This is a genomic window from Pseudomonas fluorescens, from assembly GCF_000730425.1.
GTDB lineage: Bacteria > Pseudomonadota > Gammaproteobacteria > Pseudomonadales > Pseudomonadaceae > Aquipseudomonas > Aquipseudomonas fluorescens_X.
In genome coordinates this window covers 1,993,923-2,019,634 of record NZ_CP008896.1, presented here as the reverse complement: position 1 = coordinate 2,019,634, position 25,712 = coordinate 1,993,923, and the positions used below count along the sequence as shown (strand labels likewise).

Here is a 25,712-nt window from a genome sequence, read left to right as displayed (position 1 = left end):
GGCCTGAAAGATCGCCATCGCCGGCAAGCCAGCTCCTACAAGGGCGCGTCGGTTTTGCGGGTGGCCATATGCTTCAAATACCCCACCAGCAACTCCAGGTCGGTATCCGGCAACACGCTGGCGGTAAACGCCGGCATCTTCGCCTGCGGCCAATGCCTCAGGCTCTGGGGATCACGGATGTAGCGTTTGAGGAAGTCGCTGCCGAAATACTCGGTTGGGTTGTAGGGCACATTCAGGTCCGGACCTAGCTGCGCGTCACCCGCGCCATTTAGGCGATGGCAAGCCAGGCAATTCTGTTGAAACAGGGCAAACCCCTGGTTGACCGGATCATCGGCTGCCAAGGCAGGGTCTGGCAGCAGCGCTGGAAAACGTTCGGCCACGGTTTTCAGTTGTTGGAGAGAGGCGAGCTGAAATGGCCATTGTTCCGGGCTGATCCTGCTTGCCTGCGGCTGTGTCCACACCAGGTAGAACGGCCCGGCACTGGGTTTGCCATTGGCCAACGGGGGCCATGGATGGGCCGGATCTTCCACCGCAAGCCACGCCTGTGCGCCGCTTTGCGCAAGCAGCGGCGCAGCAGCCAGTTCGGCGGCAAAACCATCGAGCGCTACTGCCTGTACATGGCTTTGCGCCGCCAGGCCCGGTAAGAGTGCAGCCAGCGGCACTGCGCGATAGGTCATATCGCGCTTGTAGGAAACGTCATCGACAATCTGCACGGTCTGGGCAGCCGGGTGCTTGAGCAGGTCGGCGGTTTGCCAGGCCGTGCGGCTGTGATCCAGTTCGATGATCAACTCGGCGGCGCTGGCGGGGTAGGTCAGCGCCAGCATCAGCAGGACGATTAGGTGTTTCAAGACGAAGCCCGTGTGGCAATGGCGATACGGGCCCACGATACCGGAAAACCGACGCTTAACCGTATGCAAAAAAGACAGCCCCAGCCACGGGAACGCTCTACGCGGTTTCCCGGGCGGTGCTGCCAAGGGTTGCAATGCCTGGGTGTGATCTGCCCGTTCAGCCAATGATCTTGGTCAGGTTGGGCAAAATCAGAATCAGTGTGGTGGCGAAGAGAATAAGTCCCGCCTGGCGAACTTTCGATTGTTTGAACATGGCTGACTGCCTTTTGTTGTTATTCCTGAGCGTCAAATGCGCCGATGTATGCACCATCATTGGCTACGTTAAGCCGGCTAGATGGCATTTTTCTTACAGCTGCTCCAGCAAGACCCGGCAGCAGCGTCATATATGTCTTACTGATTCAACCTTAGAGCCCTTGTAGCGCGTGGCTTAGATCGCTTTCATATCAAGTTATATTGAAATCTTTTAAAAAAGGCATGAGGCATATAGCCATCTTCGCGCCAGCCCCTTGGCTAGACAGCTAAAACGATTAACCCGAGGTTTCCGGTAGTCTCTTACCGTTCGTCTGAGCGTGGTCGTCAAGGTCAATGAGCGCATCGGTCATTGAATCTGCCCTTGCGGCGCTTAAGGTAAGAGCACGGTCGGCTCTCCCCTTGAGAGCTCCATTGCACAGTGGTTCGAGGACGTCATGACCCAAGCTTTGATCTTTGATGCGATACGTACGCCCCGGGGCAAAGGCAAGGCCGATGGCGCCTTGCACAGCGTCAAGCCGGTGAACCTGCTGGCCGGCTTGCTTACCGCTCTGCAACAGCGCAGCGACCTGGATACCCGTCAGGTGGATGACATTGTGCTCGGTTGCGTCACCCCGGTCGGGGACCAGGGGGCGGATATCGCCAAGACTGCGGCCCTGGTGGCTGACTGGGATGTGAGCGTCGCCGGTGTACAGGTCAACCGCTTCTGTGCGTCGGGCCTGGAGGCGGTCAACCTCGGTGCAATGAAGGTGCGGTCCGGCTTCGAAGACCTGGTGGTGGTCGGCGGTGTCGAGTCCATGTCCCGCGTGCCCATGGGCAGCGACGGCGGGGCCTGGGTGTTGGACCCGCAGACCAATATGCACAGCCACTTCACGCCCCAGGGGATTGGCGCCGACTTGATCGCCACCTTGGAGGGCTTCACCCGCGAAGAGGTCGATGCTTTTGCCTTGCACTCCCAGCAGAAAGCGGCACGGGCCAGATCAGACGGCTCCTTCAAGAAATCCCTGATCCCGGTGCAGGACCAGAACGGTATCGTGTTGCTGGATCACGATGAGTTTATCCGGGGCGACTCGACGCTCGAGGGCCTGGGCAAACTCAAGCCCAGCTTCGAAATGATCGGCCAGATGGGCTTCGATGCCACCGCCCTGCGGGTCTACAGCCATGTCGAGCGCATCCACCATGTGCACACCCCGGGTAACAGCTCCGGGATCGTCGATGGCGCAGCCTTGATGCTGATCGGCTCCGAGGCCCGGGGCCGCGAATTGGGCCTGCAACCCCGTGCGCGCATTGTCGCCACCGCCGTGACCAGTACCGACCCGACGATCATGTTGACTGGCCCCGCGCCGGCCACCCGCAAGGCCCTGGCCAAGGCCGGCCTGCGGGTCGAGGACATTGACCTGTTTGAAGTCAACGAAGCCTTCGCCTCGGTAGTGCTCAAGTTCATCAAGGACATGGGCATCGACGCCGCCCGGGTTAACGTCAATGGCGGTTCGATTGCCATGGGCCACCCACTGGGGGCCACGGGGTGCGCGATCCTCGGCACTCTGCTCGACGAGCTGGAGGCGCGCCAGCAGCGCTACGGCCTGGCCACGCTCTGTGTGGGCGGCGGCATGGGTATCGCCACCATTATCGAACGCCTCTGAGCCTAAGGAATTTGTCATGACCGACGCTATTCGTTACGAAAAAGGCCAGGACCAGATCGTGGTGCTGACCCTCGACATGCCTGGCCAGAGCGCCAACACCATGAACGCGGCCTACCGTGAAGCCATGGCCGCCACCGTCGCGCGCCTGGACGCGGAAAAAGATCAGGTTGCCGGGGTCATCATCACCTCGGCGAAAAAAACCTTCTTCGCCGGCGGCGACCTCAATGAACTGATCAAAGTCGACAAGCCTCACGCCAAGGCGTTCTACGACATGGTCCTGGGCCTGAAAGCGCAACTGCGCAGCCTGGAAACCCTTGGCAAACCGGTGGTGGCCGCGATCAACGGTGCAGCCTTAGGCGGTGGCTGGGAGCTGTGCCTGGCGTGCCAGCATCGTGTGGCGCTGGATCATCCCGCCGTGCAGATCGGTTTGCCGGAAGTCACCCTCGGTCTGCTGCCGGGCGGTGGCGGAGTGGTGCGGATGGTGCGCATGCTGGGCTTGGAGAAAGCCTTGCCGTACCTGCTGGAAGGCAAGAAGGTCACCGCACAAAAAGCCCTGCAAGCGGGTTTGATCGATGAGTTGGCGGCGGATCGCGATGAGCTTCTCGCCAAGTCGCGAGCCTGGATCCTGGCCAATCCGACGGCCAGGCAGCCTTGGGACATCAAGGGCCATCAGATTCCCGGTGGCACACCGTCCAATCCAAAAGTCGCGCAAATGCTCGCGATTGCCCCATCGATCCTGCGCAGCAAAACCAATGGCTGTTTCCCGGCTCCGGAGAAAATTCTCTGTGCTGCCGTGGAAGGCGCCCAGGTGGACTTCGATACTGCGCACCTGATCGAGACCCGCTATTTCACGGAACTGACCACCGGCCAGGTGGCGAAGAACATGATTGGCACCTTTTGGTTCCAGCTCAACCAAATCAATGCCGGTGGCTCACGCCCTACGGGGTGTGCGCCGTATGTCACGCGTAAAGTCGGCATCCTCGGCGCAGGCATGATGGGCGCGGGGATTGCCTATGCCAGCGCATCGGCGGGGGTGGATGTGGTGCTCAAGGATGTGACGCTGGCGGCGGCCGAGAAGGGCAAGGCCCACTCGGCGACGCTGCTGGACAAGAAAGTCAGCCGTGGGCAACTGACGCCTGAACAGCGGGAAAACACCCTGGCGCGGATCCATCCTACAGACAGCGATGCCGATCTGACGGGTTGCGACCTGATCATCGAAGCGGTATTTGAAGACCGCGACCTCAAGGCCAAGGTTTCAGCGGCGGCCCAGCGTGTCGTGGGAGCCGAGGCGGTGATTGCGTCCAATACCTCCACCTTGCCCATCAGCGGCCTGGCGAGCGCGGTGCCCGATCAGGGGAAATTTATCGGCCTGCACTTCTTCAGCCCGGTGGAAAAAATGCCTCTGGTGGAAATTATCAAGGGCGCCAATACCAGCGATGAAACTCTGGCTCGCGGTTTTGATTTCGTACTGCAAATCAAGAAAACCCCGATTGTGGTGAATGACAGTCGCGGCTTCTTCACCTCGCGGGTGTTTGGCACTTTCACCAACGAAGGCATCACCCTGCTTGGCGAAGGCGTGGCCGCGCCGATGATCGAGACTGAGGCGCGCAAGGCTGGGATGCCGATTGGTCCGTTGGCGATCTCTGACGAAGTTTCCCTCAGCCTGATGAGCCACATCCGCCAGCAGGCTGCCAAGGATCTGCACGCTGAAGGCAAGACACTGCCCGAGCATCCGGCATTTGCGGTGATCGATCTGTTGCTCAATGAGTACAAGCGCCCGGGCAAGGCGGCGGGCGGTGGTTTCTACGAGTACCCCAACGGTGGCCAGAAATACCTGTGGCCAGAACTCAAGGTGCGCTTCGAGAAACCCGGCCAGCAGATTTCGGCCCAGGACGTGCGCGACCGCCTGCTGTTTATCCAGGCCATCGAAACGGTGCGGTGTGTGGAGGAGGGCGTGTTGATGTCCACCGCCGATGCCAACGTCGGTTCGATCTTCGGTATCGGTTTTGCGGCCTGGACCGGCGGGGCGTTGCAATTTATCAACCAGTACGGACTCAACGATTTTGTGGCGCGGGCACGGTACCTGGCCGAGCAGTACGGCGAGCGCTTCACCCCGCCGGCCCTGCTGCTGGAAAAGGCCGCCCAAGGCACCACCTTCTAGCCACACGCCGATCCCCCGTAGGAGCCGGCTTGCCGGCGATAGCGATCTTGAATTCCACGTTGAACTCAAGGGCCTCATCGCCGGCAAACCGGCTCCTGCAAGGCATGGGTGGGGCTTGCCTTGGAGGGGTATTTCAGGGCAGGCTGGCGGGTGTGCGTTATTCCCATCACCGTGTCAGGTATTTTTTATGTCGCTACGCGTCTGCATTCTGGAAACCGATATCCTGCGTCCAGAACTGGTCGATCAATATCAAGGTTACGGGCAGATGTTCCAGCGTCTGTTTTCGCAGCAGCCGATTGCCGCCGAGTTCATCGTCTACAACGTGATGCAAGGTGACTATCCGGCTGACAGTGAAGTGTTCGACGCGTACCTCGTCACGGGCAGCAAGGCGGACTCCTTTGCCACCGACCCGTGGATCGAAACCCTCAAGGCCTACCTGTTGAACCGCTACGAGCGGGGCGACAAGCTGCTCGGTATCTGTTTTGGCCATCAACTGCTGGCGCTGCTGCTGGGCGGCAAGAGCGAGCGCGCAAGCCAGGGCTGGGGCGTGGGCATCCACAACTATCAACTGGCTGCCAAAGCGCCGTGGATGAGCCCGGTGGTGGAGGAACTGACCCTATTGATCAGCCACCAGGACCAGGTCACGGCATTGCCGGAAAACGCCACGGTGATTGCCTCCAGCGATTTCTGCCCGTTTGCCGCTTATCACATCAATGATCAGGTCCTGTGCTTCCAGGGGCACCCAGAATTTATCCACGATTACTCCCGGGCCTTGCTCGACATTCGCCAACTCAACCTGGGCGAGCAGATCTACCGGCAAGGCGTCGCCAGCCTTGCACACGACCACCACGGCGTCACCGTGGCGGAATGGATGATGCGCTTTGTGGCTCACAAACCGCAGGTTGCCTGACCCTGAGCGGCTGGGGTGGGCAGGCTTATAGCCACCCCGAGCGCTTGAAGCTGGCCCACAACCCCGTACACCCCACCGTGATAAACCCCAGCACCGCAAAATAGCCGTAGTGCCATTGTAGCTCCGGCATATTCTGGAAGTTCATCCCGTAGATCCCGGCCACCGCTGTGGGAAATGCGAGGATCGCCGCCCAGGCTGCAAACTTGCGCTGTACCACGCTCTGGCGCGAGGCTTCGAGCAGCACGCCGATCTCGATGGTCTGGCTGGCGATGTCGCGCAGGGTCGAAAGGTCTTCCATCTGCCGCGTGACGTGGATCTCCACATCGCGAAAGTACGGGCGCATGTTCTTGTCGATAAACGGGAAATTCAGCTTCTGCAATTCTTCGCTGATTTCCACCATCGGTGCCACATGCCGGCGCAACCGCAGCACATCCCGGCGCAGGCCGTGCAGGTTCTGGATGTCCCGCTCATTCAGGGAATTGCACAATACGTTGTGCTCCAGCGCATCGATCTCGGCATGAATGGCCTCGCTCACTGGCTGGTAGTTTTCGGTGACAAAATCCAGCAGCGCATAGAGTACGAAATCTTCCCCGTGCTCCAACAACAGGGGCCTTGCCTCACAGCGCTGGCGCACATAGCCGTAGGACGCCGAGTGGCCGTTACGGGCAGTGATGATGTAGCCGTTGCCGGCGAAGATATGGGTCTCGATAAACTCCAGCTTGCCCTCATGGCGTACCGGCGAGTAGGTCACGATAAACAGTGCGTCGCCAAAGGTTTCCAACTTGGGCCGGCTGTGTTTTTCCAGGGCGTCTTCAATGGCCAGTTCATGCAGGTTGAACTGGCGTTGCAGGTTGGCCAGCTCCTGGGCGTCGGGCTCTTCCAGGCCGATCCACACAAAGTGACCGGGCTTGGCGGCCCAGGCGGCGCCTTCATCGAGGGTGATATCCCTGACTTTTTTCCCGGCGCTGTAGACGGCTGCGGCAACAACTCTACCCATAATGCGGATCGCTTCTTTACAAGTGGCAGTAACCGGCCAGCTTAGCCTGAAACGCCACATTGTAGGAGCCGGCTTGCCGGCGATGGCAGCCTCAAGATCGCCATCGCTGGTAAGACGGCTCCTGCCATTCAGCGGTTTTGCAGTTCTTGATCCATGGCCTCGATGCACTCGGCCATCTGAATCTGGCATTTTTCCATCAGCCCGGGCATGTCATCCATCGTCAAGCCTACCGTAGGAATCGGCGCCAGGGATCGGATCAAAATGTCGCCACTGTTCCAACGATTGAGCTTCATCTGCGTTACATAGGTACTGACACACACCGGCACAATCGGCACCCCGGCGGCAATCGCCATCTGGAACGCGCCCTTCTTGAATGGCAACAACGACTCACCCAGGTTGCGTGTGCCTTCCGGAAACACCCAGATCGACGTGTTTTCGTGTTGCAAGGTATGGGTGGTGGTCAACATCGACCGCCGCGCCTTCTGTGCATTGCCCCGGTCAATCAAGACATTGCCCGCCAGCCAGAACAGTTGCCCGAACAGTGGCACCCACTTCAGGCTTTTTTTGCCGATACAGACGGTGCGATAGGGCACTACGTTGCCGAACACGAACAAATCATAGTTGGACTGGTGGTTGGCAATAATCACGCAACTGCTTGGCTTGTTGCGTAGCGAGTCCACTTGCGTCTTGAGCCCAAGCCGCAGGATCCACATGGCTGGCAGTGCATACAGGCGTGCACAAAGGCGGCTGTTGTCCGGGTTGAACGGCCGGCATACGCCCAGTAACACCCCGAGTACACCGGCGATCAGAAAATGTAGGCCCATCAATAACATGCGTAAAAAATAGAGCATCGACACGGACCATCGGAACAAAAGGTGGCGCAGTGTACGGATGTGCACTGTATTCGGCAATTACCCCTGTAGAGGTAGGAGATGGGCGATGTTTAAGTACATGTTTCAACAGATGGCGACAGATGCTATCTAGAGCGCTTGCAGGGTGATTCCGAATCGGCTGTAAGAAAAAGCCCGACACGAGGTCGGGCTTTGTTCACTACAGGCTTGGGCGACTCAGCCCAAATGCTCCTGGTCCTGGATGATCGCGTTATCCAGCAGATCCAGCAGAGCCTTACGTACCTTCAGCTTGGTGTGCTTATGGGCGTTCATGTTGATCTTCTTCAACTGCCGCGCAACTTCCAGTGCCGCCGCCTGCAACGCCTCTGGCGCCACTACCTTGTCGAGGAAACCGGCATTCAAGGCATCCTGCGGGGTGAACATCTCGGCATTGATCACTGAACGATGAAACGCCGACTTGCGCAGGCGATCACGCGCCAGTTCAATCCCGGCATGGTGCATGGTCATGCCGATCATCACTTCATTCAGGCCAATGCTAAAGGGGCCCTCGACACCAATCCGGTAATCAGCCGACAGCAACAGAAACGCGCCTTTGGCCACCGCATGCCCGGGGCACGCCACAATCACTGGAAACGGGTGCGACAACAGACGGCGCGCCAGGGTCGAGCCCGATGTCACCAGGCTGACTGCCTCTTTAGGGCCGGCAGTCATCACCTTCAAATCATAACCACCCGACAGAATTCCCGGCGTGCCGGTGATAATCACCACCGCCCGATCCTTCTCGGCCTGGTCCAGCGCTTCATTAAACGCACTGACCACGGCAGGGGAAATGGCATTGACCTTACCGTTGCTCAAGGTCAGGGTCGCGATACCGTCTTCGAGGTGGTAGGCAATCAACTCACTCATGACGCGATTCCTTGTAATACGTTTAATAGAAGGGCAGGTCGCAGACGTTACCCAGCATGGCCGCCCTGGTAAAGCACCATGACTGACTGGGCAGTCAGACTTTTCCCGTACACCCCGCCCGAAGCAGCCTACAACAGGGCTCAGCCGCTACCATCGAGCTATGCCACCGCGCCTTGAGAATGGCAGAATCGCCGCCCTTCACACCGTGCCAGAGCGACGCGCGCCGAGATAATTGGCTAAGCGCATGAAAATTCTGAAAAAAACCTTTGCCATCAGAAAAGCTTTCGACTACATTAGCGCGCCTCGACAGACTGAATCAGTTTGAAGAGATACGGTGAAGTGTCCGAGTGGCTTAAGGAGCACGCCTGGAAAGTGTGTATACAGGAAACTGTATCGAGAGTTCGAATCTCTCCTTCACCGCCAAATTATTAAAACGCAAACCCCTGATTTTCTTAGAGAAAGTCGGGGGTTTTCGGTTTTTAGAGGCCAGAAAATAACCCCATGGGACCATCATGGGACTGGCGCTCTATTTTGGTGCGTAAATCGCGGTGATTACCTTGCTCAGGGTTTGGGGCATTTTCCGTGCAACGATTTGATAACTATGGACTGGTCCCGTATGATTTCACGGTCGAAAATTGACCGACTATGGAATAACTCTTGTCTTTTCAAAATTGGTTGCCTACGCCGCCTTAGCGCTACGCCCTCTCGCAATACCCTGACTGCCATCTAGCTGCGGTCACCTTCTGCTGCGTCCATTAATTGTCGTAGCGATCCCAAACTTCTAACGAATCAGACATAGCCGCAATCCACAGCGTGAGTCGCTGTGCATCTTGCTGCGTCTGCCTATGGGTAATTCAATGTTTGAAACGATCAAAGCCAACTGGCTATCTAATGTGCGAGCTGACGTTCTGGCTGGCCTCGTAGTTGCACTGGCGCTCATTCCTGAGGCTATCGCGTTTTCGATCATCTCTGGTGTTGACCCTAAAGTGGGTCTATACGCATCGTTCTGTATCTGTACTGTGATCGCGTTTGTTGGCGGTCGACCAGCGATGATCTCCGCCGCTACCGGTGCAATGGCTTTGCTTATGGTGAACCTGGTTAAGGATCACGGACTTCAGTATCTTTTGGCCGCCACACTGCTGTGTGGCGTTATCCAGATTATCGCGGGATACCTTAAGCTCGGTGAACTGATGCGCTTCGTGTCTCGCTCCGTAGTCACGGGCTTCGTCAATGCACTGGCCATTCTCATTTTTATGGCTCAACTGCCAGAGTTGACCGGAGTGACCTGGCCGGTGTATGCGATGACAGCAGGCGGTCTGGCTATCATTTATCTTTTTCCTCGCGTTCCGGTGATTGGCCGACTGCTGCCTTCGCCATTGGTGTGCATCATCGTGCTGACCGCGATCGCTATGTATCTTGGACTCAAGGTACATACGGTGGGTGATATGGGGGCGTTGCCTAATAGCTTGCCAATTTTCATGTGGCCAAGTGTTCCGTTAAACCTCGATACGTTGCTTATCGTCCTGCCTTATTCGGCTGCGCTGGCCGTTGTAGGTCTGCTTGAATCGATGATGACGGCTACGATTGTTGACGATCTTACTGATACCCCCAGCGATAAAAATCGTGAGTGTAAAGGTCAGGGCATCGCAAACATTGCTACCGGCATGATCGGAGGTATGGCGGGCTGCGCAATGATTGGCCAGTCAATGATTAACGTGAAGTCGGGCGGACGCACGCGTCTGTCCACGTTGAGCGCTGGGGTCCTGTTGTTGGTAATGATGTTGTTTCTTGGTGACTGGCTGGCTCGGATTCCTATGGCCGCTCTGGTAGCCGTCATGATCATGGTATCGATCAGCACATTTAACTGGGCTTCTATTCGTAATCTCAAACAATACCCGCTGTCTACGAACATCGTAATGGTGGTCACCGTAGTTGTCGTTGTTGCCACGCACAACTTGGCTTACGGCGTTGTTGCGGGGACTTTGCTTGCAGCGATGTTTTTCGCTAACAAAATCGGCCATTACCTGGATGTCACGTCCAAGCGAGACCCTGAAAACAGCCGCCGTACCTACTACGTCGTAGGGCAGGTGTTTTTTGGTTCTGCCGATCGTTTTACGAGCGCTTTTGATCTCAAAGAGAAATTGGAAACCTTGACCATTGATTTGCGAGAGGCTCATTTTTGGGACATTACAGCGGTAGCTGCGCTGGATAAGGTGGTTTTGAAATTACGTAAAGCTGGCGCAGTTGTGGATGTGATTGGAATGAACCAGGCCACTGCAACGCTGGTTGACCGATTTGGCGTTCATGATAAACCGGACGGGATCGATACCTTGATGGGGCATTGATGCCGTTAAGCGAGGTCTTTCCAATAACGCCGCTTATGTCAAAAAGGCCCCCACACTTTAACCAGGTGCGGGGGGCTTTTTGTGTGGGCATGGAAACCAATCCCCCGTTAGCTGGTTAAAGTTTGAGTGCCAGTTGTAGCATTCCTACCACGTCTGGCCCGTCCTCATTGATCCAGGTCCCATAGTGTTGACGGATCATATTGCCGTTGGTGTGCCCCATCTGCTCGGCAATCCAATCGATTGAGGCAATACCAGTGGTCAGCAACTGACTGGCGTACGTGTGGCGGCATTGACCTGGTCCACGGTAGCGAACGCCGGCAGCGAGTAGATGAGCTTTGAAAAACCGGTCACGCACGACAAAATCGTTAGCGTGTGGCAAGCCGCTTTTAGTGTTTAAGAAAACAAAATTCAGCGTGTGCCGGCGTACGGTCTTATTGTCCCGCTCAACAATCTCCACGGTTTCTGCTTTTCGATGTCGCGTTAGCGCATCCACCTTGCGCAAGGCGTCCCACGCAGGGGCCAACAGACGAACTTTGCGCATCGAGCGCCGGGTTTTTGTGACTCTGTAGGCACCACGCACCTTCGATCGGCGAAACGTCACCGTGCCTTGTTCCAGGTCGACGTCCTCCCACGCCAATGCGATGGTTTCAGACACCCGAGGACCGGCCCACAGCATAAACTGCACCATTAGCAACTCATGCGTGCGGGTGGTTGGTGTCTCCAGGATCTGCTTGATTTCCGCCCGGGTGAAAGGGTCCGGCGCTTCGGGATCTGGCAGGCGTACCATCAAACCCTCGGTAGGATCGTGGGCGACTTTCATCCGTGTACGGTAGAGCCGAAACACCTGGCGCACGTTGCTGATAATGTCGCGGATGGTCTTGTTTTTGAGTGTTTTAGACAGTGGTCCCTGGATCCACTCCTGCAGGTCAAGATGGTCGATCGCGTTGATTTGGACCTTGCCCCAGCGTGGTCGCACATGCACTTCAGCTTTATTGGCATATCCTCGGTAGCTGGATGCGGCCACGCTGTTGGCCTTGATACGCAACCATAGGTCTAGGTAGTGGCCGAAGGTGTTTTCCACCAATCTGGCCGAGTTAGGGAAATGGCGTGCGTAATCAAAGGTGCCGGAGTCGATCTCGTACTCAATAATGGCGAGCAAGCGCTTCGCCTGGGTCACAGTGGCCGGTTTGTTTCCTCCTGGTATCGTTTCGCGGCATTTTTCGCCGTTGTATTGAAAATAGACTCTCACGGAATTGCCGCGAGCTTCGACCCCACTCATGTAAACCCCTAACGCTGTGCTCGTGTATCGACAGTCTGACGATCGGAAACAAAAAGGCCCGTTTCCGGGCCAAGTATCTGGTAGCACATCTTCTGGTGGACGCGACTTACCGTTTCGGCTTGTGGTTACGTAAATGAGCATTCTGCAGCTGGCGTCGCCGGCTGCATTTCAGATGGTTGCCGTGGGCGCGCCACTTACCGCATTGGTCGCAAACGCTGGTGTAGTCAATGTTCCAGGGAAAGCGTCGTGATGACATGGCAGGGGGTCTGTTAGACATGGCGCGGTTTTCCCCGGGTTGCGGGGTTGGCCAACAGTTGGGCAATCACGGCTGCATCTGTTTCGCTCAGTTCGCCCAGGGTGCTGGCCATCTGGCTCAGGCTTTCGAGGCGGGTTCGTGATTCAGGGGTTTTGTGTACCAAGTAGCCAATGACGGCCGCGCCGATAATCGCGGTGGCCACCAGGTGCCGCGCCGGTGTGGTAGCCTTCGTGCCGCTGCTGCTTTGGTTCTGTGCTTGCATGGTATAGCCCTCGGTGGTGGTTAGGTGTCGAGGAGCTGCAACTCCTCGGCACTGTTTCTTACAAGGTCAGTCCTTACGGGCCAGGTGAATCACCAGGTCGTCAAAATCTGGCTCATGTTCAACACATGACTGCCATTCCAATACCCTCAAAATCTGTTGCCTGCTGCAGTCGTCCACCAGGATTTCACGCTGGCCACCTGCTGCCCGGACTTCTAGGATCTCCAGCAAACCATCCTCCCCATAAGCACCTGCCTGGATGACTGGCGCGCTTTGCCCTGTGAAGTCCAAACGGTCTTGCATTGACTGCAGTTTGCTTGTTTTGCCGTCGCCGGCACTGCCCATAAACACTTGGATTTGCATCGGTCTTGCTCTCCTTTACGCCTTGAATGTCCAGCACTTCACTGTCGTCGGCCGGGGTTGTGAACAGGGATTTCGGCTGTTGAACGCAGCACGTACAGCGCTGTGAACGGCCTTGTTGCTATCCAGAAACTTGCGGGAGCGGGATTCTTTGAGCAGGTCGCGCAACGTGGCCACGTCGGCCAACTTCTGTTTGTGTTCGGCGGCGCGCTCGCAGAATTCATTGAGGTTGATTGCGATCACGGCCGGATCGCTGCTGTGGTTAACGACCGGATCCTCACTCAAGGATTCGAGGTAGTCGTAAACCTCCCAAAACTCGGCCACAGCGGCATGGTCGGAGCTGATCGACGCCTGGCGCTCGATGGCCATCCGCACGATCTGGCGCTGGGTGGCAGCGACTTGGGGGGCACTCAATTTCAGTACCAGGCGAATGCCGTCCAGCAGCGAGAGCATTTGCGCGTGGTTTTTGCTGATGCGCTCCACGCGGATGTAGCCTCGCAGGTCATAGCCGCAACTGGTGCAATTGCCCTGGTCACTGGCATAGGCCGTGCTGCAGGCGAAGCAATGGGTGTGTAAACGGCGCAGCTTCGATTCGTGTTCGGGCATACGTTGGGCGAACAGCTCAAGCACCGCAGATTCCTTGCCCACGGCCCGCAACAGGAAGTGGCTGAGGGTGCCGCCGTCCAGAGCGTTGAGTTGATCAGCTGCAGCACGGCTTTCCGGCGTGACGGTCGGGCGCACAAAATGCAGCTTCACAATCCGCGTCATGATCGCTTCGTGGGCAACCACGGCCGCGTTCTGGCTGATAGCAATCGTTCCCCTGAATGGCGGCTCGTACGTCTCGTTGCCTGCCGTCTTGACCCCTTTCGTGGCCAGGGTGCCGCCGCCGAAGAAGTCTTTCAGCTCGTCCCATTCAAAGGTCTTAGCGTGCGCTCGATCGTCACCGTGGCGATCAGCTTCCAGAAATACCACCGGCATACCGGAGACCTGGCCCATTAAGCGAGAACGCCCGGCCTTGGTAGATTTCATTGGGTCAAATCCTTCGTAGCCTTCGCGGCCGAGTAGTTTCCAGAGGAGGTTCAACAGGGTTGTTTTGCCCGCGCCGGCTTCACCAGTGGCTTCCAGGAATGGGAACGACTGGTAGCGAGCGCGGATCTGTTCGCAGAACAGCGAGCCGAAAAAGAACACCAGGGCGACGAATCCCTGGGCACCGAAGCAGGTCCACAGCAACTGCACCCACTTCTCGTCGAAGCCCTTTGCTTCGCGCTGCAGCTTGATGGGGACGCCTTTCTGCAGCGTTTTTAGGCGCAGCTTGCCGAACTCGAAATAGTCTTCGCTGTTGACCTTGTAGGTGGCGCCGTCCTTGATCGCGATATCGCCATAGACGTAGCAGGCGTATTCCTTGCTGTAGCCCACGTAGTCGATGGTCGAAACGGTTTTGATGCCGAACAGTTGATCTTTCATGAGCTTGTCGAGCTGCTGGCCACTGCCGGTAAACATGGCGCCCGCCGCCATGCCGAGCAGCCGCTTTTTGAATTCACTTGCGGCCGATAACTGGCCGCTGGTGAAGGTGTTTTTTACGCTTTCGGAGTCGTGGGGGAAGTCCACACGCATGTAGTACCAGGACTCGTCCGTTACCTCGTTACGCTGGAAGTACAGGGCCTGGGGATAACAGTTGGCAATCTCTACAACACTGCCCGACTGCTGCAGCGCCTTTTCGCGTTGTTGCGCCTGGTTGAGCAACTGGTCGTCGTGGTTCTCGCTGTCCTCGATGTCGGACATGGCTCGGTTGAACTTCTCCATGTCCAACTTGAACCAGTACAGACGGCTACCAAAGCCCAGGTGAAATTCACCTCGCTTGTTCCAGTCGTACATGAGCAACGCTTTTTCCGCTGCGCTCTCTGCCAGTAGCAAGGCTCCTTGGTGACGGGCTTGCTTGAGGTCGGTAGCGATCTGGTCGGCACGCTTGGTATCGTCCTGGATGAAGGTCCACCGCTGATGTAGGTCGTTCCAATCAGACTTGCGGCCGTCGCGTTGGGGGATTTGTGCAGACTCACAGACGAAACCTAGGGCTCGGGCTTCGCGCACCCAGCGCCGGGTGTATGCGTTGGCGCTGGGTTCGTTATCAAGCGCCCAAACCAGCTTGGGCAGCTTCAATCCCTCGCGGGCCTTAATTAGGGCCTTGAGCGAATCGCCAGGGAACGCATTGGAAGACATGGCCGAGACAGCAGCGATGTCGTTATGCACCAGGGCGATGGCGTCGAAGATCCCTTCGACAATCCAGATTTCCTTGGCCTCAAGAAGGTCTACGCAAGGCGGGCACCACCAGACGCCGCGATAACTGTCCTTGGATTTAAAGCGGGCTTTCATCTTGCCGAAGCGGTGGGGCTGATCAATCAGGCGTTCCCACCAGCCGCCTTTCTCCAGTGCGAAGCGCACAGTGGCGCTGCCGGCGTTGTGTTCAGCAGAGTAGAAGGTTTCCTGGGTGAACCAGCCTTGGATCAGCTCAAACCGAAAGCCCCGGGCGAACTCCAGGTAAGCGCGTGCCGTCGCGTTGGGGTGCTGGTCTGTTGCCGGCGCTCGCTTGCTCCAATCTTCAAACAGATCGTCGTACAACTCTTTTACGTGCAGGGTGTGGCCACACTTCTCAGGGCGACCACAAATCACCATCCAGGGCGTATCAAACCGGGAATACAGCTCTTTCTTTTTGCACTTTGGGCAGGTGCCGCCGCGCATGTAGTCGGTGCCCACGCGGTGCTTGAGCCCGAAGTCAGATTGGAGGCGTTGCAGCACGTCGTGGCGAAGATCTTCTTTCATGGGTTACTTCACTGCTTTAAGGCTGTGGGACAGGGCTGCCATAAGGCGTTTTTGCGCAGCCATTACCGGGACGTGGGCGAGAATTGCGCCGTGGCGCTGGCCGTCTGCAACAAGGCGAAACTGGTCGGCGTACCAATGCTCGTTGAGGCTCAAGCGATACTGTTCGCGCAGGGCCGCCAATAACGCTTCGGCCTCTGCGGGGGGCAGTTGAGTGGTGACAATTACGGCGTTTGCCATCGTTAAACCTCGTTTTCGGGCGCAGCTCACCCATACCCACGGGATGTGGGACCGGCGATTGATTGGGGGCGGGTGTTACGGGTTCGTGGAGCGCAAACGCACGTTGTCAGGGGCGTTCAAGATGCGTTCGTAGATCAGGCTGACGGGTACGGACCAGCACAGTCCCTTGATCGGATCCTTGATCACCACAACGGTGTCACTGCTGTAATCCAGATCAAGGCGCTGGCGGAAGGCAATTTCCACCAACTCGATGTGGGCAAGCGAAGTCAATTTGATTGCAATCGATTCCGCCACGTCGAAGCTGCTCACCAGGTGATTGATGGTGTGGTTGAAAAGCGCAGACAGGTCGCCCAGGTGTTCGGCTTGATGACGCTCAAGGAAGGCCAGTGCAGCGTTTTGTATGCATTCCTGATAGTCCAGGGTATTGGTCTGAGCGTTCATATGGTTTTCCCCAACTTGGCGCGGTAGAGGTCGATGGCGGCATAAACTTCGGCAGTCCGTGCAGCCAAGTGCAGGGTGTGAGCGTTCTGTATTGCCTGGGCTTCGGCCTCGGTGATCACGCCATCATCAAGCGCCTGAGCAATGATCTGATCGACCGTTCCCCGTTTGGCCGCACTCTGTATAGCTCGTGAGTACATCTCCACGTTATCCAGTTTCTCAGGGCTGGTGACAGGTACGAACATGCCGCCGTACATTGCCGCCACGTAGTTGGCCAAGTGCTGGGTGCCGGTAACTTGCTCCAGTTGGAAGATCTGGGCGTCTGTCAAAGGACGGCAGTTGTTGTTCTCATAGGCGTGGTTATCAAACTTTTTGAGTGGTAAACCGATTAGGGCGGCGGCGCATTCGCGGCCACCTTCAAAGGTGCAAATAATGGCACTGACAACTTCACGGCGTGTTTTTAGAACCTGGCTTTCCATCTTCTGCTGTTCCCTACGTGTGCTGACCATTACTGTGCAATTACGCCGTCTTTGATACCGAGTAACACGGCGGCGCGATGTGCCTCCCCCCGGCGACCTTTGATCCGACCGTTCAATAGGTCGCTGACTAAATTTTTGTTCAGTCCATGTTTTCGGCTGAACTCCGCGATGCTCACTCCCTTGTGATCAAGAGCGGCCCGGGCTTGCTCGGGTGTAACGGTGGCGGGCATCATGTCTACTCTGTTCGTTTGTGGTTGTTTCTGTTTGTCTGTGGCGATTCTTGGTCAAAAAATTGATCAGGTCAAGTTTGGTGAATAAAAAAATGCTCATAGCTGACGGAGTAGGTGATCGCCTAAGGGAAGAGCGCGAGCGCTTAGGTTTGAATCAAACTGATTTTGGGACGTTGTTGGGGGTTAGCCGTGGAACTCAAAAAAATTATGAGTTAGGCGCCAATTCGCTGGACCTGCGCTACGTCTCTGCGTTGGTAGAACATAAGGTTGACGCGGGTTACGTGCTTTCTGGGCATCGATCTCCGCCGCCTGGCCAGGGGCTAGCTCCTGCAGAGGCGGATCTGGTCGAACAATTCAGGCGGCTACCGCCTGATGATCAAAAAACTGTGCGGCGTATCGTTAAGTCCATGGCTGCAGAGGCCGCTGACCCACTCGATTAACTTGTAACAAACTGCGTATCTCCAATGAAATCGCTGTGTCAGGGCAGGGATCACTGCCCAATACCGTCGATTCAGCAAATGCAAAAAACGGAGCAGTACGCATGTTGGATCGCAACAAATTGGAAAGTGGTTTTCGTGACTCGGCGGGATGTGAATGCCTGAAACTGACGGATTTAGAAATCCGGCTTATCAAGCTATACCGACAGATATCTGAAAAAGACCGTAAACAGGTTCAGCGCATTGCCGGCTATTTTGCTGAACCTTCTGACATCGAATAACCTTCCTGGCATAACACTGAAAGCATGCGCCGGCCTTCGCGGCTGGCGCTTTCTAATCGTCTTAAGCAACGCCAAGCTGATCGAACAGCTCCCGCTGTTTCGCCTTGGGCATATCCCTCAAACGATCGAACAACATTCTTTCGTATGACTGAGCGGAGGGGCTTAGCGTATGTGAGAACGTCAAGTTTGCTACCCAAGTGTGCCCGCACGTTGCATCGAGGCACTGGCAATACAGCTTCGCAAAATCCTGCGATAGCTCTTCTCTGGAAGCAATCCGGCCCTTGTTTCCGCATTTGCATACAACTCTCATTGTGTCCCTCCCCAGGGCAGCCAATAGCCACTATGTTGCCATAAATGTTAGTGGTAATCGCTGCTTTAGCCTTCTTGTGCAGTGTTACTGTCTGTTGAAATGGCATTTCTCCAGCTAATACTCCTGTCTTTTCTCAGGGTGTCATTCAACTGATTGAACAACTGACAGATGGGCCGGATCTCGTTGCTGGTGTACACGCGATCGATCTTCTCAATGTCTCCAAACCCCCCGCTGTTTTCCGGGATGATTCCGGCCAGGGCGGGGTTCATGCGCCAGGCAGCGATAACGTCATTGCGCGTGATGTTCTTCACTTTCTCCAACTCGTCTTTGGCCTGGAAGTCCCCCACGGGGATAATCTGGATCGCGTTTTCCTTACCATTGGGGATGTTGACGAACATTGAGCGGAAGTTGCCCACGCCCTTGCTGGCGCTGATCTGGGCGCGCAGGTTCTCTTCGTCTTCCTCGGTCAAGTCGGGGTCGTTGGTGTAGAAGATGTAGCCCGCGTGCGCGCCGTTGCTGTAGTAGCGCCGGCGGAACAGGGTCGCGGCTTCGTTGAGCAACAGCGCCTGCAGGCCGCCCAGGTAGTCGGGCACGCCGTAGATGTTCTGTTCCACGTCGTAGTCCAGGACGTGTTCGATTTCGTCCTGGTCGAAGTCCATGTACTTGTTGTCGGGTAGCAGCATCCTGAAACCGCCATCTACCTTCACCCGCATGTTGATCGCCGGCAGGTGCTGCATCTCCAGAACATGGCCGAAGGCGTTGCTGTCGCGGTAGAAATACGCTTCCCCGAACACCATATAATCCAGACCCGCTCGGCCCATCGTCTGCGTGCTGCAGCCATCGGACGGGATGAACTCACGCAACAGCAAGTTGCGCTTGAACTTGGGGATTGCGCCGTGGTGTGCGTTGGCGCGTAGCAGCTTGGCCAAGCCCGCCCGGGATACCGGAGGTTTGTAGATCTCGCCGTCGTCGCTGGGAAATACGCCCAGGTACTCGCCGATGTTGCCGGACAGCACTTGTTCCGGCTCCCCGAAGGTGAACGCCCGCATGGGCTGTGGCTGTTGCACCTGCTGGTTGGCTCGGGGTTTTCTGCGTCGTTGCTTGGGCATGGTTTCCGCTCGTGACGTAGCGGCTACGGCGCCGCTTGTTGGTGTTCAGGGGTTCATTGGCCAGGGCGTGCATCACGGCCCAGGCAATATCGGCGTGGCCGGTGGCGTCGGTGCGCGAAGCGCTGTAGGTGACCTGGCCGCTGGTGGTGGTGCCGCGCTTGATGGTCAGGAAAGCCTGGGCGATATCGGTCCAGCCGGCGTCCCACTCGATGCGACTGCCCTGGATTGTGTCCTGGGCCTTGAGGACCAAGGTGTTTTTGGTCTCCAGGCTGTAGTGGATCGGTGTGGCCTTCGCGTAGAAGTCGCGCACCAGGTCGAACACGCCATAGCCCACGCCGGTGATATCGATACCGATGTGTTGCACGTTGAAACGCTCGGTAAGTTTTTTGACCTGGGCGGCCTGGTAGGTGAACGAATGCCCACGCCAGCTGTGCTTTTCCAGAATGCGGAATTTCGCCCCAGGTTCCAGCGGCGGGGCCACCACCACGCAGGTGGCGTCGTCGCGGGTCCGGCTTGGGTCGTAGCCCAGCCAGACAGGGCTGTTGCCGAACGGCCGATCCAGTTCCGGGTCGTAGTCCTCCCATAGCGACAGATCGGAATAGCAGCGCTCCAGATCCTTGAGCCCGAACGCGCTCTGGCTGCTGTCGATGAACTTGCAGTAGAACAACTGCTGGAATTTGTCTTCGTCGTACTCCAGCTGCAGCTGCTCCAGGTCGAACAGATCGCAGCCGCCGGCGATGGCATCGTCGAGGGTGATGGTCTTGCGCCATTGCCCGTCCGGGCACAGTGCGCCCTGGGTGTAGGACGCCTCGGTGGGCCAGGTGCCGCCGATCTTCTTACCGCGCTTGCTGTTGCGGAATTCCTCACCGGACCAGAACGGGTACGCCTGGTGCGACACGGCGCTGGGCGTCGAGAAATAGGTTTTACGCCACTTCTTGTGGGTGCCCATGGCGCTGGCCACGGTGCTGAGTTTGTCGAAGTCGCGGATCCAGAAGTATTCGTCGACGTAGACGTGGCCGTGGTAGCCCTGGGCGGTGCTGCTGTTGGTACTGAGGAAGCGCAGTTCGGCGCCATTGCTGAGTGTGATCGGGTTGCCGGTCAGCTCAATGTCAAACCACTGCTTAGCAAACTGGATGATGTAACTGCGGAAAATCTCCGACTGCGAGCGGCTGGCCGACAGGAACACCTGGTTGTCGCCAGTTAGCACGGCATCCATGAAGGCTTCGCCGGCGAAGTAGTAGGTCAGGCCCACCTGGCGGCTTTTCAGGATGTTGCGGATCCGGCACGTCAGCGGGTTTTGCTTGGCCGCGAACAGCTCCTGCTGATAGCGGTACATTTTGCTGATGAACTTATCCAGGAAGTCGACTTCGGTCAGCCCGCTGATGTCGTTCTTCGCTTTCTTCTCGCGTTTCTTCCCTCCGCTATCGCCACGGCCCGAACGTTCGCCACGCGCGCCCTGTCGGCGCTCCTGGGGCTCGCCGGTAGATTCCCCGGCCGGTGTCGGCGCCGGTTTCACTGCTTGCTTCAACAACCGCTCGCGAACGGTGGTCAGCCGGTCCAGCTCGTTCAGTTCGTCCTTGGTCAGGCTGCTGGCTTTGTCCAGGAGGAGGGTGATCCGCCGGCCGACGGCCGTCAGCGGTTCCTCGTCCGACAGCATATCTTCCCACCCGCCTTGGCGGATCCAGTAATAGACGATGCGGATGTTGGGCAGGTTGAGCTGCGCCTGAATTTCCTTGGCCTTACAGCGGCGTAGAAACAGGCGTTTGGCGGCTTCTTTAACTTCGGTCGAGTAGTACATGGGCCGCAGTCTATGCGGCGAAAACGCAGGAAACGCGGGGTTAAATTCCGCGATCCACCTATATGTCGAATATAGGAGGATCGCGCAAACCAACCGTTTGTTTGAGACCTGGCAGCTCCCTATCGTGGCGGCTCATTCGACGATTGAGCGCAGTTATCGCCCATGCCCCGTTCCCTTGTTTCATTCTGGAAACGTGTCGCCACCAGCGGCATCACCGCCGATGGTCGCGAGATCCTTCCCCAGGAGCTGCGCGACATCGCTGAAACCTACAAACCTTCAAAATACACGGCCGTGATCTGGTGTGATCACAAACGTGCGGAAGGTTCTTTCGGCACTGTTTACGCGGTCCGCCTAGTTGAAGATGCCGATGACCTGGAGGAAGGGCAGATTGCCCTGGAGGCCCAGCTCAAGCCCAACGACCGCCTGCTGTACCTGAATGATCAGGGCCAGAAGCTGTTCACCAGCATTGAGATTTGGCCGAATTTCGCAGGTAGTGGCAAATCTTACCTTACCGGTCTTGCTGTCACCGACGAGCCGTCGAGCCTCGGCACTCAAGAGCTCTATTTCTCACGCCAAACCAACAAAGCTACGTACTACGCCGCGTCCGTTGAACTGGGCTCCTTTGAAACTGAGCCGCAGAGTGAGGTCGGTAAGTTGGTCGGCTTACTCACTGGTTTGTTCAAGCGCTTTTCCACGGATGCCGTGCCCTCCGAACCCACCACCCCAACCGAGAGCAAACCCCCAATGGATGAAGCTACCGCAACGGCCCTCAAAGCCCTGCTGGAGCAGCTGCTTGTCGTCGCTGCCGGCATTCAGGCTGTAATTGAGCCCGCCGCCGCAGATGCGCCAGAACCCGACCAGGCACCAATCGACGACGTAGCAGCAGCTGTCGACGATATTGTCACCACTGCCGAAGATGAACGCGAGTTCAGCCGAAAAGGTGGTGCCACCAACAAGGCATTGTTGGCGAGCATGGTCGCGCTGCAAAAGCAGTTCACTGCTTTGCAGAACAACTCCAATGGTCGCCAGCTGCCGCGCAATGCCGGCCCAGTAGCCCCTGTTAAAAAGCGGGTGCTCTGACATGGCCCAGCCGTTAAGCGCCCGTGGCGCCAAGCAATATGCCGAGCTGCAAGAAGCGATGGCCGAAGCGTACGGCGTCGAGCGATCGAGCCGCATGTTCAGCGTGGACCCGACGATTGCCCAGGAGCTGAACGACGCTATCACTGCGAAAGCTGACTTCCTGGAGCGAATCAACGTCGTCCCTGTAAGTGAGATCAAGGGCGAAAAAGTCTTCATTGGTGTGAATGGCCCGGTCACCGGCCGTACCAACACCAAGACCACCGACCGCGAAGCCAAGGACGCTTCGGCGTTGGACAACACCACCTATGAACTGGCTGATACCCAGTCGGACGTGGGGCTGCCGTACGCCAAGATTGATGCCTGGGCGAAGTTTCCCGACTTCAAAGAGCGTTATTCCGCTGCAGTGCAAAAGCGCATCGCCCAGGACCGTATCGTTATCGGCTTCCATGGCACCAGTGCTGCAACTCAGACCGACTTGGAGAAGTTTCCCAAGCTGCAGGACGTGAACAAGGGCTGGCTGCAGCAACTGCGCGAGCAGGCCCCGCAGCAGGTGCTGAAAGAGGGAACCACCGCCGGTAAGGTCACGCTTGGCGCCGGTGGTGACTACGCCAACCTCGATGCCCTGGTGCATGACACCAAGCAAATGGTGGACGAGATCCTGCGCGAAGACGGCGACCTGGTTGCAATCATCGGCACCGATTTGCTCGCTGCTGACAAGGCCAAGCTGTACACCAAGCAGGGCGACACCCCGACCGAAAAAGAGCGCATCGAAAACGCTCAGGTCATTGCGACCTATGGTGGTCTGCCAGCGTTCAGCGTGCCGAATTTCCCGGTCAACGCGGTGCTGGTCACCAGCTGGGACAACCTTTCGATTTACTACCAGGACACCAGCTGGCGTAAGCAGACGATCGAGAACCCGAAACGCTCCCGCGTCGAGGACTACAACAGCCGTAACGAAGGCTACGTGATCGAGCAACTGGAAAAGATCGCGTTCACTGAAAACGTCGAGCTGGTGGTCGCGTGAGTCTGGCCCTGGCGCACAAGCGCCGAACCCTGGCCATGGGCAGCACTGCAGTGGCGGCACTCGCCGCTACTGCAGGCTTGGCCTACACCCCTGGCGATGCCCTGAGCAGTCCCGCCAATGCGCGCAAGCACTTGCTGTTGCAGGAAGCGGCATTGGACCAGGATCTGGAGCGCCTAAGCGCGATGAAAGGAGCTTTGGCAGGACGCCAGTTGCTCAAGCGCGACGAGCTGCTGCCCAAGTACCAGGAATACGTCCAGCGCTACTGCGAGTCGGAGCTGAATTTCCCGAATCGCGTTGCTGTGCAGGTGATGGTGTGGCTGTTCGATACCGCCCAGTTCGAAGACGCGCTGGATCTGGCCGACTTCCTGATGGAGCAGGGCCAGAAGATGCCGGAGCGTTTCATGCGCCGCGACATCCAGACCTTTGTTGCTGATGCGGTAGCCGAGTGGGCCTATGACGAATACAACGCGGGCCGCAGCCCTGAGCCCTACCTATCCGACCTGTTGCCCCGAGTTGACGGCGAATGGGACCTGCCTGAGCAGATCCCGAGCAAGTACCACAAGTTGATTGGCATGCGCGCTATGGAGGCCGAGCAGTGGGAAACCGCGCTCAAGCATTTGGAGCGCTCCACCGAGCTGTACCCGAAAGCTGGCAATGACACCCGCATCAAAAAGGCCCGTAGGGCCTTGGAAAAACAAGCGGCCACTACCCCGGCCACCGAATAACCGACTACCCCCCCAGCGGGGACCTGTGGAAGTGAGCCGCCCATTTATGGACCGTCCCACTAAAAACAGGCTCTCCGCCCTATTTGAGCGGCCAGCAATGAGCTTTTCCGGGAAGCCCACCACCTTTGTGGAGCAGAAAATAGAGAACGACGGCTTTTGGCCAGACCTCTCTGTTACCGAGTTCCAGAAAGAACAACGCCTGCCGGCGGAGTACCTGATAGAGCTGCTGGCCGATGCAATCTACACCGCCATGGTCGAGGTCAATTACGACCTGGTGCGGTGTAAAGAACGATGGAAGGGCGCAGGCGTACGCAGTGTTGAGTCCGCGGACTCCACCGTACTGCCGGAACGCACTTTCCAGGTCAAGCTGTACAAACGCGCCGTGTACTGCCGCGCAAAGGCTAGCGCGTTAACTCAGTTCGCCACCGTCACACGCCGGGAAAGCGCCGAGAACACCGGCAAGGAAGCCCCGGAGCGGGCGGAAACCTTTCTCGCTTTCAGCCAGCAGGCCGTGCGTGCCCTGCAGGGCCGTGGCCGCATCACGGCGGCTCTGCTGTGATCCAGCTCAAGGCGTTGACCGCCTACCTGATGGAACGCCGGCTGGTGGAGCCTGAGCAGTTCGACAGCTGGACCGAACAGGTCAGCCTGGAACTGATCTGGAAGCCCGACCGCGACGGCCTGCACATGTCCGATATGCGCTATCGCGCCGTGTTCGCCCTGGAGCGTTTCACCGACCATCCGGCAAGGCTGATGGCCCTGGTCGCCAGTTGGCTGGAGACCCACGACCCCGATCGGCACCGCCACGATCTGCCGGCGCCGCTGTTCGCCGTTGAGCCCCTGGACGCGGACACCTTCGACGTGGAGCTGTCCCTGGAATTCATCGAGCCACAATACCTGGCCGAAGATCCCACCGGCGAGATCGAGGCGTTCGGCAAGACCTGGGCGTTTATCCCGTTCGATCTTTGGACCGCCGAACAGGGCGAGGTCGATCATGGCGCGTAGCACCTTGGAGCTGGACGCCCGGGGCTACCTGGGCGTGCGCGAGCAACTGGCGCTGCTGAGTCTGCCGCCGCAGTTGCGCCGGCGTTTGCTGAACAACGTGACCAAGCGCGTGCGGACCATGAGCCGTAAGCGCGTGCGCGATCAGCAGAACCTGGACGGCTCGCCTTTCGAGGCCCGCAAGGGATCGAGTAAGGGCAAAAAGAAGATGGAAGCCGGCCTGGCCAAGCTGCTGCAGGTCACCCGCGTGAGTGCCGACGAGGCCGAACTGGGCTGGCGTAACGCGCTGACCCGGTGGGTCGCCGCCCAGCAACACAACGGCGTGTCAGAGCGACGCACGGCCGCGCAGATGCGCCGCTGGAACAAGGTTCCCCCCGGCACCGCCTGCACCGACAAGCAGGCTAAGCGCCTGCGCCGCCTGGGCTTTCGTACCCGGCAGAAGGGCAAAAAGAGCCTGACCCGGCCGTCAGTGGCGTGGATTCAAGAACATGTGAATTACGCCAAGGCCGGCCTGTTGATCCGCATTTTGAACGACGAACGAACCGAATCTACCGGCGCGCAGAGCTGGGATATCACCTTGCCCAAGCGCCAGTTCCTCGGCGCGAGCAGCGAACGTGACACCAGCGTGCTGGTTAACCAGGTGCTGCAGCAAATCCTAAATTCACCCCGCTAACGAGGCACAGC

At 57.8% G+C, this 25,712-nt stretch carries 27 protein-coding genes and 1 tRNA gene; 13 read left to right on the top strand and 15 right to left on the bottom strand.

The genetic code is table 11. The annotated features are described in order from the left end of the window. Positions 1–35 precede the first annotated feature (35 nt). Entirely contained in the window at positions 36–824 is a 789-nt protein-coding gene (locus HZ99_RS08710) for a c-type cytochrome (RefSeq protein ID WP_080727693.1), read from the bottom strand. A gap of 710 nt (positions 825–1,534) precedes the next feature. Between HZ99_RS08710 and HZ99_RS08705 the strand changes: the two genes are divergently transcribed. The 3 genes from HZ99_RS08705 (at position 1,535) to HZ99_RS08695 (ending at position 5,811) form a co-directional block, all read left to right on the top strand. Next, positions 1,535–2,740: an acetyl-CoA C-acetyltransferase gene (locus HZ99_RS08705; RefSeq protein ID WP_038442425.1), complete on the top strand. Its 1,206-nt coding sequence runs from the start codon at positions 1,535–1,537 to the stop codon at positions 2,738–2,740. 16 nt (positions 2,741–2,756) lie between these two features. Next, on the top strand, positions 2,757–4,901 hold the full coding sequence (locus tag HZ99_RS08700) for a 3-hydroxyacyl-CoA dehydrogenase NAD-binding domain-containing protein (protein WP_038442423.1): 2,145 nt from the start codon (positions 2,757–2,759) through the stop codon (positions 4,899–4,901). Between the two features lie 187 nt (positions 4,902–5,088). Beyond that, positions 5,089–5,811 (top strand): amidotransferase, encoded by a 723-nt coding sequence (locus HZ99_RS08695; RefSeq protein ID WP_038442421.1) that lies wholly within the window; start codon positions 5,089–5,091, stop codon positions 5,809–5,811. Between the two features lie 25 nt (positions 5,812–5,836). On the opposite strand, the gene HZ99_RS08690 is transcribed toward HZ99_RS08695, so the two are convergent. From HZ99_RS08690 to HZ99_RS08680, 3 genes are all read right to left on the bottom strand, one after another. Next, complete coding sequence (locus tag HZ99_RS08690) at positions 5,837–6,808, bottom strand: magnesium and cobalt transport protein CorA (RefSeq protein ID WP_038442419.1); 972 nt, start codon at positions 6,806–6,808, stop codon at positions 5,837–5,839. Positions 6,809–6,936: 128 nt separating this feature from the next. Next, a complete protein-coding gene (locus HZ99_RS08685; RefSeq protein ID WP_038442417.1) occupies positions 6,937–7,659 on the bottom strand; it encodes a 1-acylglycerol-3-phosphate O-acyltransferase in 723 nt (240 codons plus the stop codon). 216 nt (positions 7,660–7,875) lie between these two features. Next, entirely contained in the window at positions 7,876–8,565 is a 690-nt protein-coding gene (locus HZ99_RS08680) for a crotonase/enoyl-CoA hydratase family protein (RefSeq protein ID WP_038442415.1), read from the bottom strand. Between the two features lie 333 nt (positions 8,566–8,898). Here HZ99_RS08680 and HZ99_RS08675 point away from each other — a divergent pair. Both HZ99_RS08675 and HZ99_RS08670 read left to right on the top strand, forming a co-directional pair. Continuing rightward, a tRNA-Ser gene (locus tag HZ99_RS08675) sits at positions 8,899–8,988 on the top strand. A 434-nt stretch (positions 8,989–9,422) separates the two neighbouring features. Beyond that, positions 9,423–10,910 carry a SulP family inorganic anion transporter gene (locus tag HZ99_RS08670; RefSeq protein ID WP_038442413.1) on the top strand — a complete coding sequence of 496 codons (1,488 nt, stop codon included), beginning with the start codon at positions 9,423–9,425 and terminating at the stop codon, positions 10,908–10,910. A gap of 115 nt (positions 10,911–11,025) precedes the next feature. On the opposite strand, the gene HZ99_RS08665 is transcribed toward HZ99_RS08670, so the two are convergent. The 8 genes from HZ99_RS08665 to HZ99_RS08630 all read right to left on the bottom strand — a co-directional run bounded on the left by HZ99_RS08665 (position 11,026) and on the right by HZ99_RS08630 (position 17,265). Beyond that, positions 11,026–12,189: an Arm DNA-binding domain-containing protein gene (locus HZ99_RS08665; RefSeq protein ID WP_038442411.1), complete on the bottom strand. Its 1,164-nt coding sequence runs from the start codon at positions 12,187–12,189 to the stop codon at positions 11,026–11,028. Positions 12,190–12,458: 269 nt separating this feature from the next. Further along, entirely contained in the window at positions 12,459–12,707 is a 249-nt protein-coding gene (locus tag HZ99_RS08660; RefSeq protein WP_038442409.1) for a hypothetical protein, read from the bottom strand. Positions 12,708–12,773: 66 nt separating this feature from the next. Continuing rightward, a complete protein-coding gene (locus tag HZ99_RS08655; RefSeq protein ID WP_038442407.1) occupies positions 12,774–13,067 on the bottom strand; it encodes a hypothetical protein in 294 nt (97 codons plus the stop codon). A gap of 15 nt (positions 13,068–13,082) precedes the next feature. Then, positions 13,083–15,881, bottom strand: coding sequence for a toprim domain-containing protein (locus HZ99_RS08650; protein WP_038442405.1), 2,799 nt, complete (start codon positions 15,879–15,881; stop codon positions 13,083–13,085). Between the two features lie 3 nt (positions 15,882–15,884). Further along, a complete protein-coding gene (locus HZ99_RS08645; protein ID WP_032863637.1) occupies positions 15,885–16,118 on the bottom strand; it encodes a hypothetical protein in 234 nt (77 codons plus the stop codon). 75 nt (positions 16,119–16,193) lie between these two features. Then, positions 16,194–16,559, bottom strand: coding sequence for a hypothetical protein (locus tag HZ99_RS08640; RefSeq protein WP_038442402.1), 366 nt, complete (start codon positions 16,557–16,559; stop codon positions 16,194–16,196). Further along, positions 16,556–17,035: a YmfL family putative regulatory protein gene (locus tag HZ99_RS08635; protein WP_235205578.1), complete on the bottom strand. Its 480-nt coding sequence runs from the start codon at positions 17,033–17,035 to the stop codon at positions 16,556–16,558. The genes HZ99_RS08640 and HZ99_RS08635 overlap by 4 nt, the downstream gene beginning before the upstream one ends. Before the next feature lie 29 nt (positions 17,036–17,064). Further along, positions 17,065–17,265 carry a DNA-binding protein gene (locus tag HZ99_RS08630; protein ID WP_038448017.1) on the bottom strand — a complete coding sequence of 67 codons (201 nt, stop codon included), beginning with the start codon at positions 17,263–17,265 and terminating at the stop codon, positions 17,065–17,067. Positions 17,266–17,357: 92 nt separating this feature from the next. On the opposite strand from HZ99_RS08630, the gene HZ99_RS08625 reads away from it, so the two are divergent. Together HZ99_RS08625 and HZ99_RS28990 are read left to right on the top strand one after the other, a co-directional pair. Then, a complete protein-coding gene (locus HZ99_RS08625) occupies positions 17,358–17,705 on the top strand; it encodes a helix-turn-helix domain-containing protein (RefSeq protein WP_038442398.1) in 348 nt (115 codons plus the stop codon). A 101-nt stretch (positions 17,706–17,806) separates the two neighbouring features. Next, a complete protein-coding gene (locus HZ99_RS28990; RefSeq protein WP_170059630.1) occupies positions 17,807–17,983 on the top strand; it encodes a hypothetical protein in 177 nt (58 codons plus the stop codon). A 61-nt stretch (positions 17,984–18,044) separates the two neighbouring features. Here HZ99_RS28990 and HZ99_RS27700 read toward each other — a convergent pair whose 3' ends face one another. From HZ99_RS27700 to HZ99_RS08615, 3 genes are all read right to left on the bottom strand, one after another. Further along, entirely contained in the window at positions 18,045–18,293 is a 249-nt protein-coding gene (locus HZ99_RS27700; protein WP_080727692.1) for an ogr/Delta-like zinc finger family protein, read from the bottom strand. Positions 18,294–18,358: 65 nt separating this feature from the next. Continuing rightward, the gene (locus tag HZ99_RS08620) at positions 18,359–19,222 is read right to left on the bottom strand and encodes a phage portal protein (RefSeq protein ID WP_235205577.1); all 864 of its coding nucleotides are present in this window, start codon (positions 19,220–19,222) and stop codon (positions 18,359–18,361) included. Next, positions 19,149–21,200: a terminase large subunit domain-containing protein gene (locus HZ99_RS08615; protein WP_038442396.1), complete on the bottom strand. Its 2,052-nt coding sequence runs from the start codon at positions 21,198–21,200 to the stop codon at positions 19,149–19,151. Before HZ99_RS08615 ends, HZ99_RS08620 begins: the two co-directional genes overlap by 74 nt. 162 nt (positions 21,201–21,362) lie before the next feature. On the opposite strand from HZ99_RS08615, the gene HZ99_RS08610 reads away from it, so the two are divergent. The 6 genes from HZ99_RS08610 (at position 21,363) to HZ99_RS08585 (ending at position 25,701) form a co-directional block, all read left to right on the top strand. Then, positions 21,363–22,280: a GPO family capsid scaffolding protein gene (locus HZ99_RS08610; RefSeq protein ID WP_038442394.1), complete on the top strand. Its 918-nt coding sequence runs from the start codon at positions 21,363–21,365 to the stop codon at positions 22,278–22,280. Between the two features lies 1 nt (position 22,281). Continuing rightward, positions 22,282–23,304: a phage major capsid protein, P2 family gene (locus HZ99_RS08605; protein ID WP_038442392.1), complete on the top strand. Its 1,023-nt coding sequence runs from the start codon at positions 22,282–22,284 to the stop codon at positions 23,302–23,304. After that, complete coding sequence (gpM, locus tag HZ99_RS08600; RefSeq protein WP_038442385.1) at positions 23,301–24,029, top strand: phage terminase small subunit; 729 nt, start codon at positions 23,301–23,303, stop codon at positions 24,027–24,029. Before HZ99_RS08605 ends, gpM begins: the two co-directional genes overlap by 4 nt. Before the next feature lie 97 nt (positions 24,030–24,126). Next, on the top strand, positions 24,127–24,588 hold the full coding sequence (locus tag HZ99_RS08595) for a head completion/stabilization protein (protein WP_038442383.1): 462 nt from the start codon (positions 24,127–24,129) through the stop codon (positions 24,586–24,588). After that, complete coding sequence (locus HZ99_RS08590) at positions 24,585–25,031, top strand: phage tail protein (RefSeq protein WP_032862629.1); 447 nt, start codon at positions 24,585–24,587, stop codon at positions 25,029–25,031. Before HZ99_RS08595 ends, HZ99_RS08590 begins: the two co-directional genes overlap by 4 nt. Continuing rightward, positions 25,021–25,701 (top strand): phage virion morphogenesis protein, encoded by a 681-nt coding sequence (locus HZ99_RS08585; protein ID WP_038442381.1) that lies wholly within the window; start codon positions 25,021–25,023, stop codon positions 25,699–25,701. The genes HZ99_RS08590 and HZ99_RS08585 overlap by 11 nt, the downstream gene beginning before the upstream one ends. The last annotated feature ends 11 nt before the right edge of the window (positions 25,702–25,712 follow it).

Coding starts and splice junctions, on each gene's coding strand:
- HZ99_RS08585 (WP_038442381.1), top strand. CDS start 25,021: ATGGCGCGTAGCACCTTGGAGCTGGACGCCCGGGGCTACCTGGGCGTG.
- HZ99_RS08635 (WP_235205578.1), bottom strand. CDS start 17,035: ATGGAAAGCCAGGTTCTAAAAACACGCCGTGAAGTTGTCAGTGCCATT.
- HZ99_RS08645 (WP_032863637.1), bottom strand. CDS start 16,118: ATGGCAAACGCCGTAATTGTCACCACTCAACTGCCCCCCGCAGAGGCC.
- HZ99_RS08670 (WP_038442413.1), top strand. CDS start 9,423: ATGTTTGAAACGATCAAAGCCAACTGGCTATCTAATGTGCGAGCTGAC.
- HZ99_RS08625 (WP_038442398.1), top strand. CDS start 17,358: ATGCTCATAGCTGACGGAGTAGGTGATCGCCTAAGGGAAGAGCGCGAG.
- HZ99_RS08650 (WP_038442405.1), bottom strand. CDS start 15,881: ATGAAAGAAGATCTTCGCCACGACGTGCTGCAACGCCTCCAATCTGAC.
- HZ99_RS08660 (WP_038442409.1), bottom strand. CDS start 12,707: ATGCAAGCACAGAACCAAAGCAGCAGCGGCACGAAGGCTACCACACCG.
- HZ99_RS08680 (WP_038442415.1), bottom strand. CDS start 8,565: ATGAGTGAGTTGATTGCCTACCACCTCGAAGACGGTATCGCGACCCTG.
- HZ99_RS08695 (WP_038442421.1), top strand. CDS start 5,089: ATGTCGCTACGCGTCTGCATTCTGGAAACCGATATCCTGCGTCCAGAA.
- HZ99_RS08605 (WP_038442392.1), top strand. CDS start 22,282: ATGGCCCAGCCGTTAAGCGCCCGTGGCGCCAAGCAATATGCCGAGCTG.
- HZ99_RS08700 (WP_038442423.1), top strand. CDS start 2,757: ATGACCGACGCTATTCGTTACGAAAAAGGCCAGGACCAGATCGTGGTG.
- HZ99_RS08685 (WP_038442417.1), bottom strand. CDS start 7,659: ATGCTCTATTTTTTACGCATGTTATTGATGGGCCTACATTTTCTGATC.
- HZ99_RS28990 (WP_170059630.1), top strand. CDS start 17,807: ATGTTGGATCGCAACAAATTGGAAAGTGGTTTTCGTGACTCGGCGGGA.
- HZ99_RS27700 (WP_080727692.1), bottom strand. CDS start 18,293: ATGAGAGTTGTATGCAAATGCGGAAACAAGGGCCGGATTGCTTCCAGA.
- HZ99_RS08610 (WP_038442394.1), top strand. CDS start 21,363: ATGCCCCGTTCCCTTGTTTCATTCTGGAAACGTGTCGCCACCAGCGGC.
- HZ99_RS08595 (WP_038442383.1), top strand. CDS start 24,127: ATGAGCTTTTCCGGGAAGCCCACCACCTTTGTGGAGCAGAAAATAGAG.
- HZ99_RS08630 (WP_038448017.1), bottom strand. CDS start 17,265: ATGCCCGCCACCGTTACACCCGAGCAAGCCCGGGCCGCTCTTGATCAC.
- HZ99_RS08705 (WP_038442425.1), top strand. CDS start 1,535: ATGACCCAAGCTTTGATCTTTGATGCGATACGTACGCCCCGGGGCAAA.
- HZ99_RS08655 (WP_038442407.1), bottom strand. CDS start 13,067: ATGCAAATCCAAGTGTTTATGGGCAGTGCCGGCGACGGCAAAACAAGC.
- HZ99_RS08690 (WP_038442419.1), bottom strand. CDS start 6,808: ATGGGTAGAGTTGTTGCCGCAGCCGTCTACAGCGCCGGGAAAAAAGTC.
- HZ99_RS08640 (WP_038442402.1), bottom strand. CDS start 16,559: ATGAACGCTCAGACCAATACCCTGGACTATCAGGAATGCATACAAAAC.
- HZ99_RS08665 (WP_038442411.1), bottom strand. CDS start 12,189: ATGAGTGGGGTCGAAGCTCGCGGCAATTCCGTGAGAGTCTATTTTCAA.
- HZ99_RS08710 (WP_080727693.1), bottom strand. CDS start 824: ATGCTGGCGCTGACCTACCCCGCCAGCGCCGCCGAGTTGATCATCGAA.
- HZ99_RS08615 (WP_038442396.1), bottom strand. CDS start 21,200: ATGTACTACTCGACCGAAGTTAAAGAAGCCGCCAAACGCCTGTTTCTA.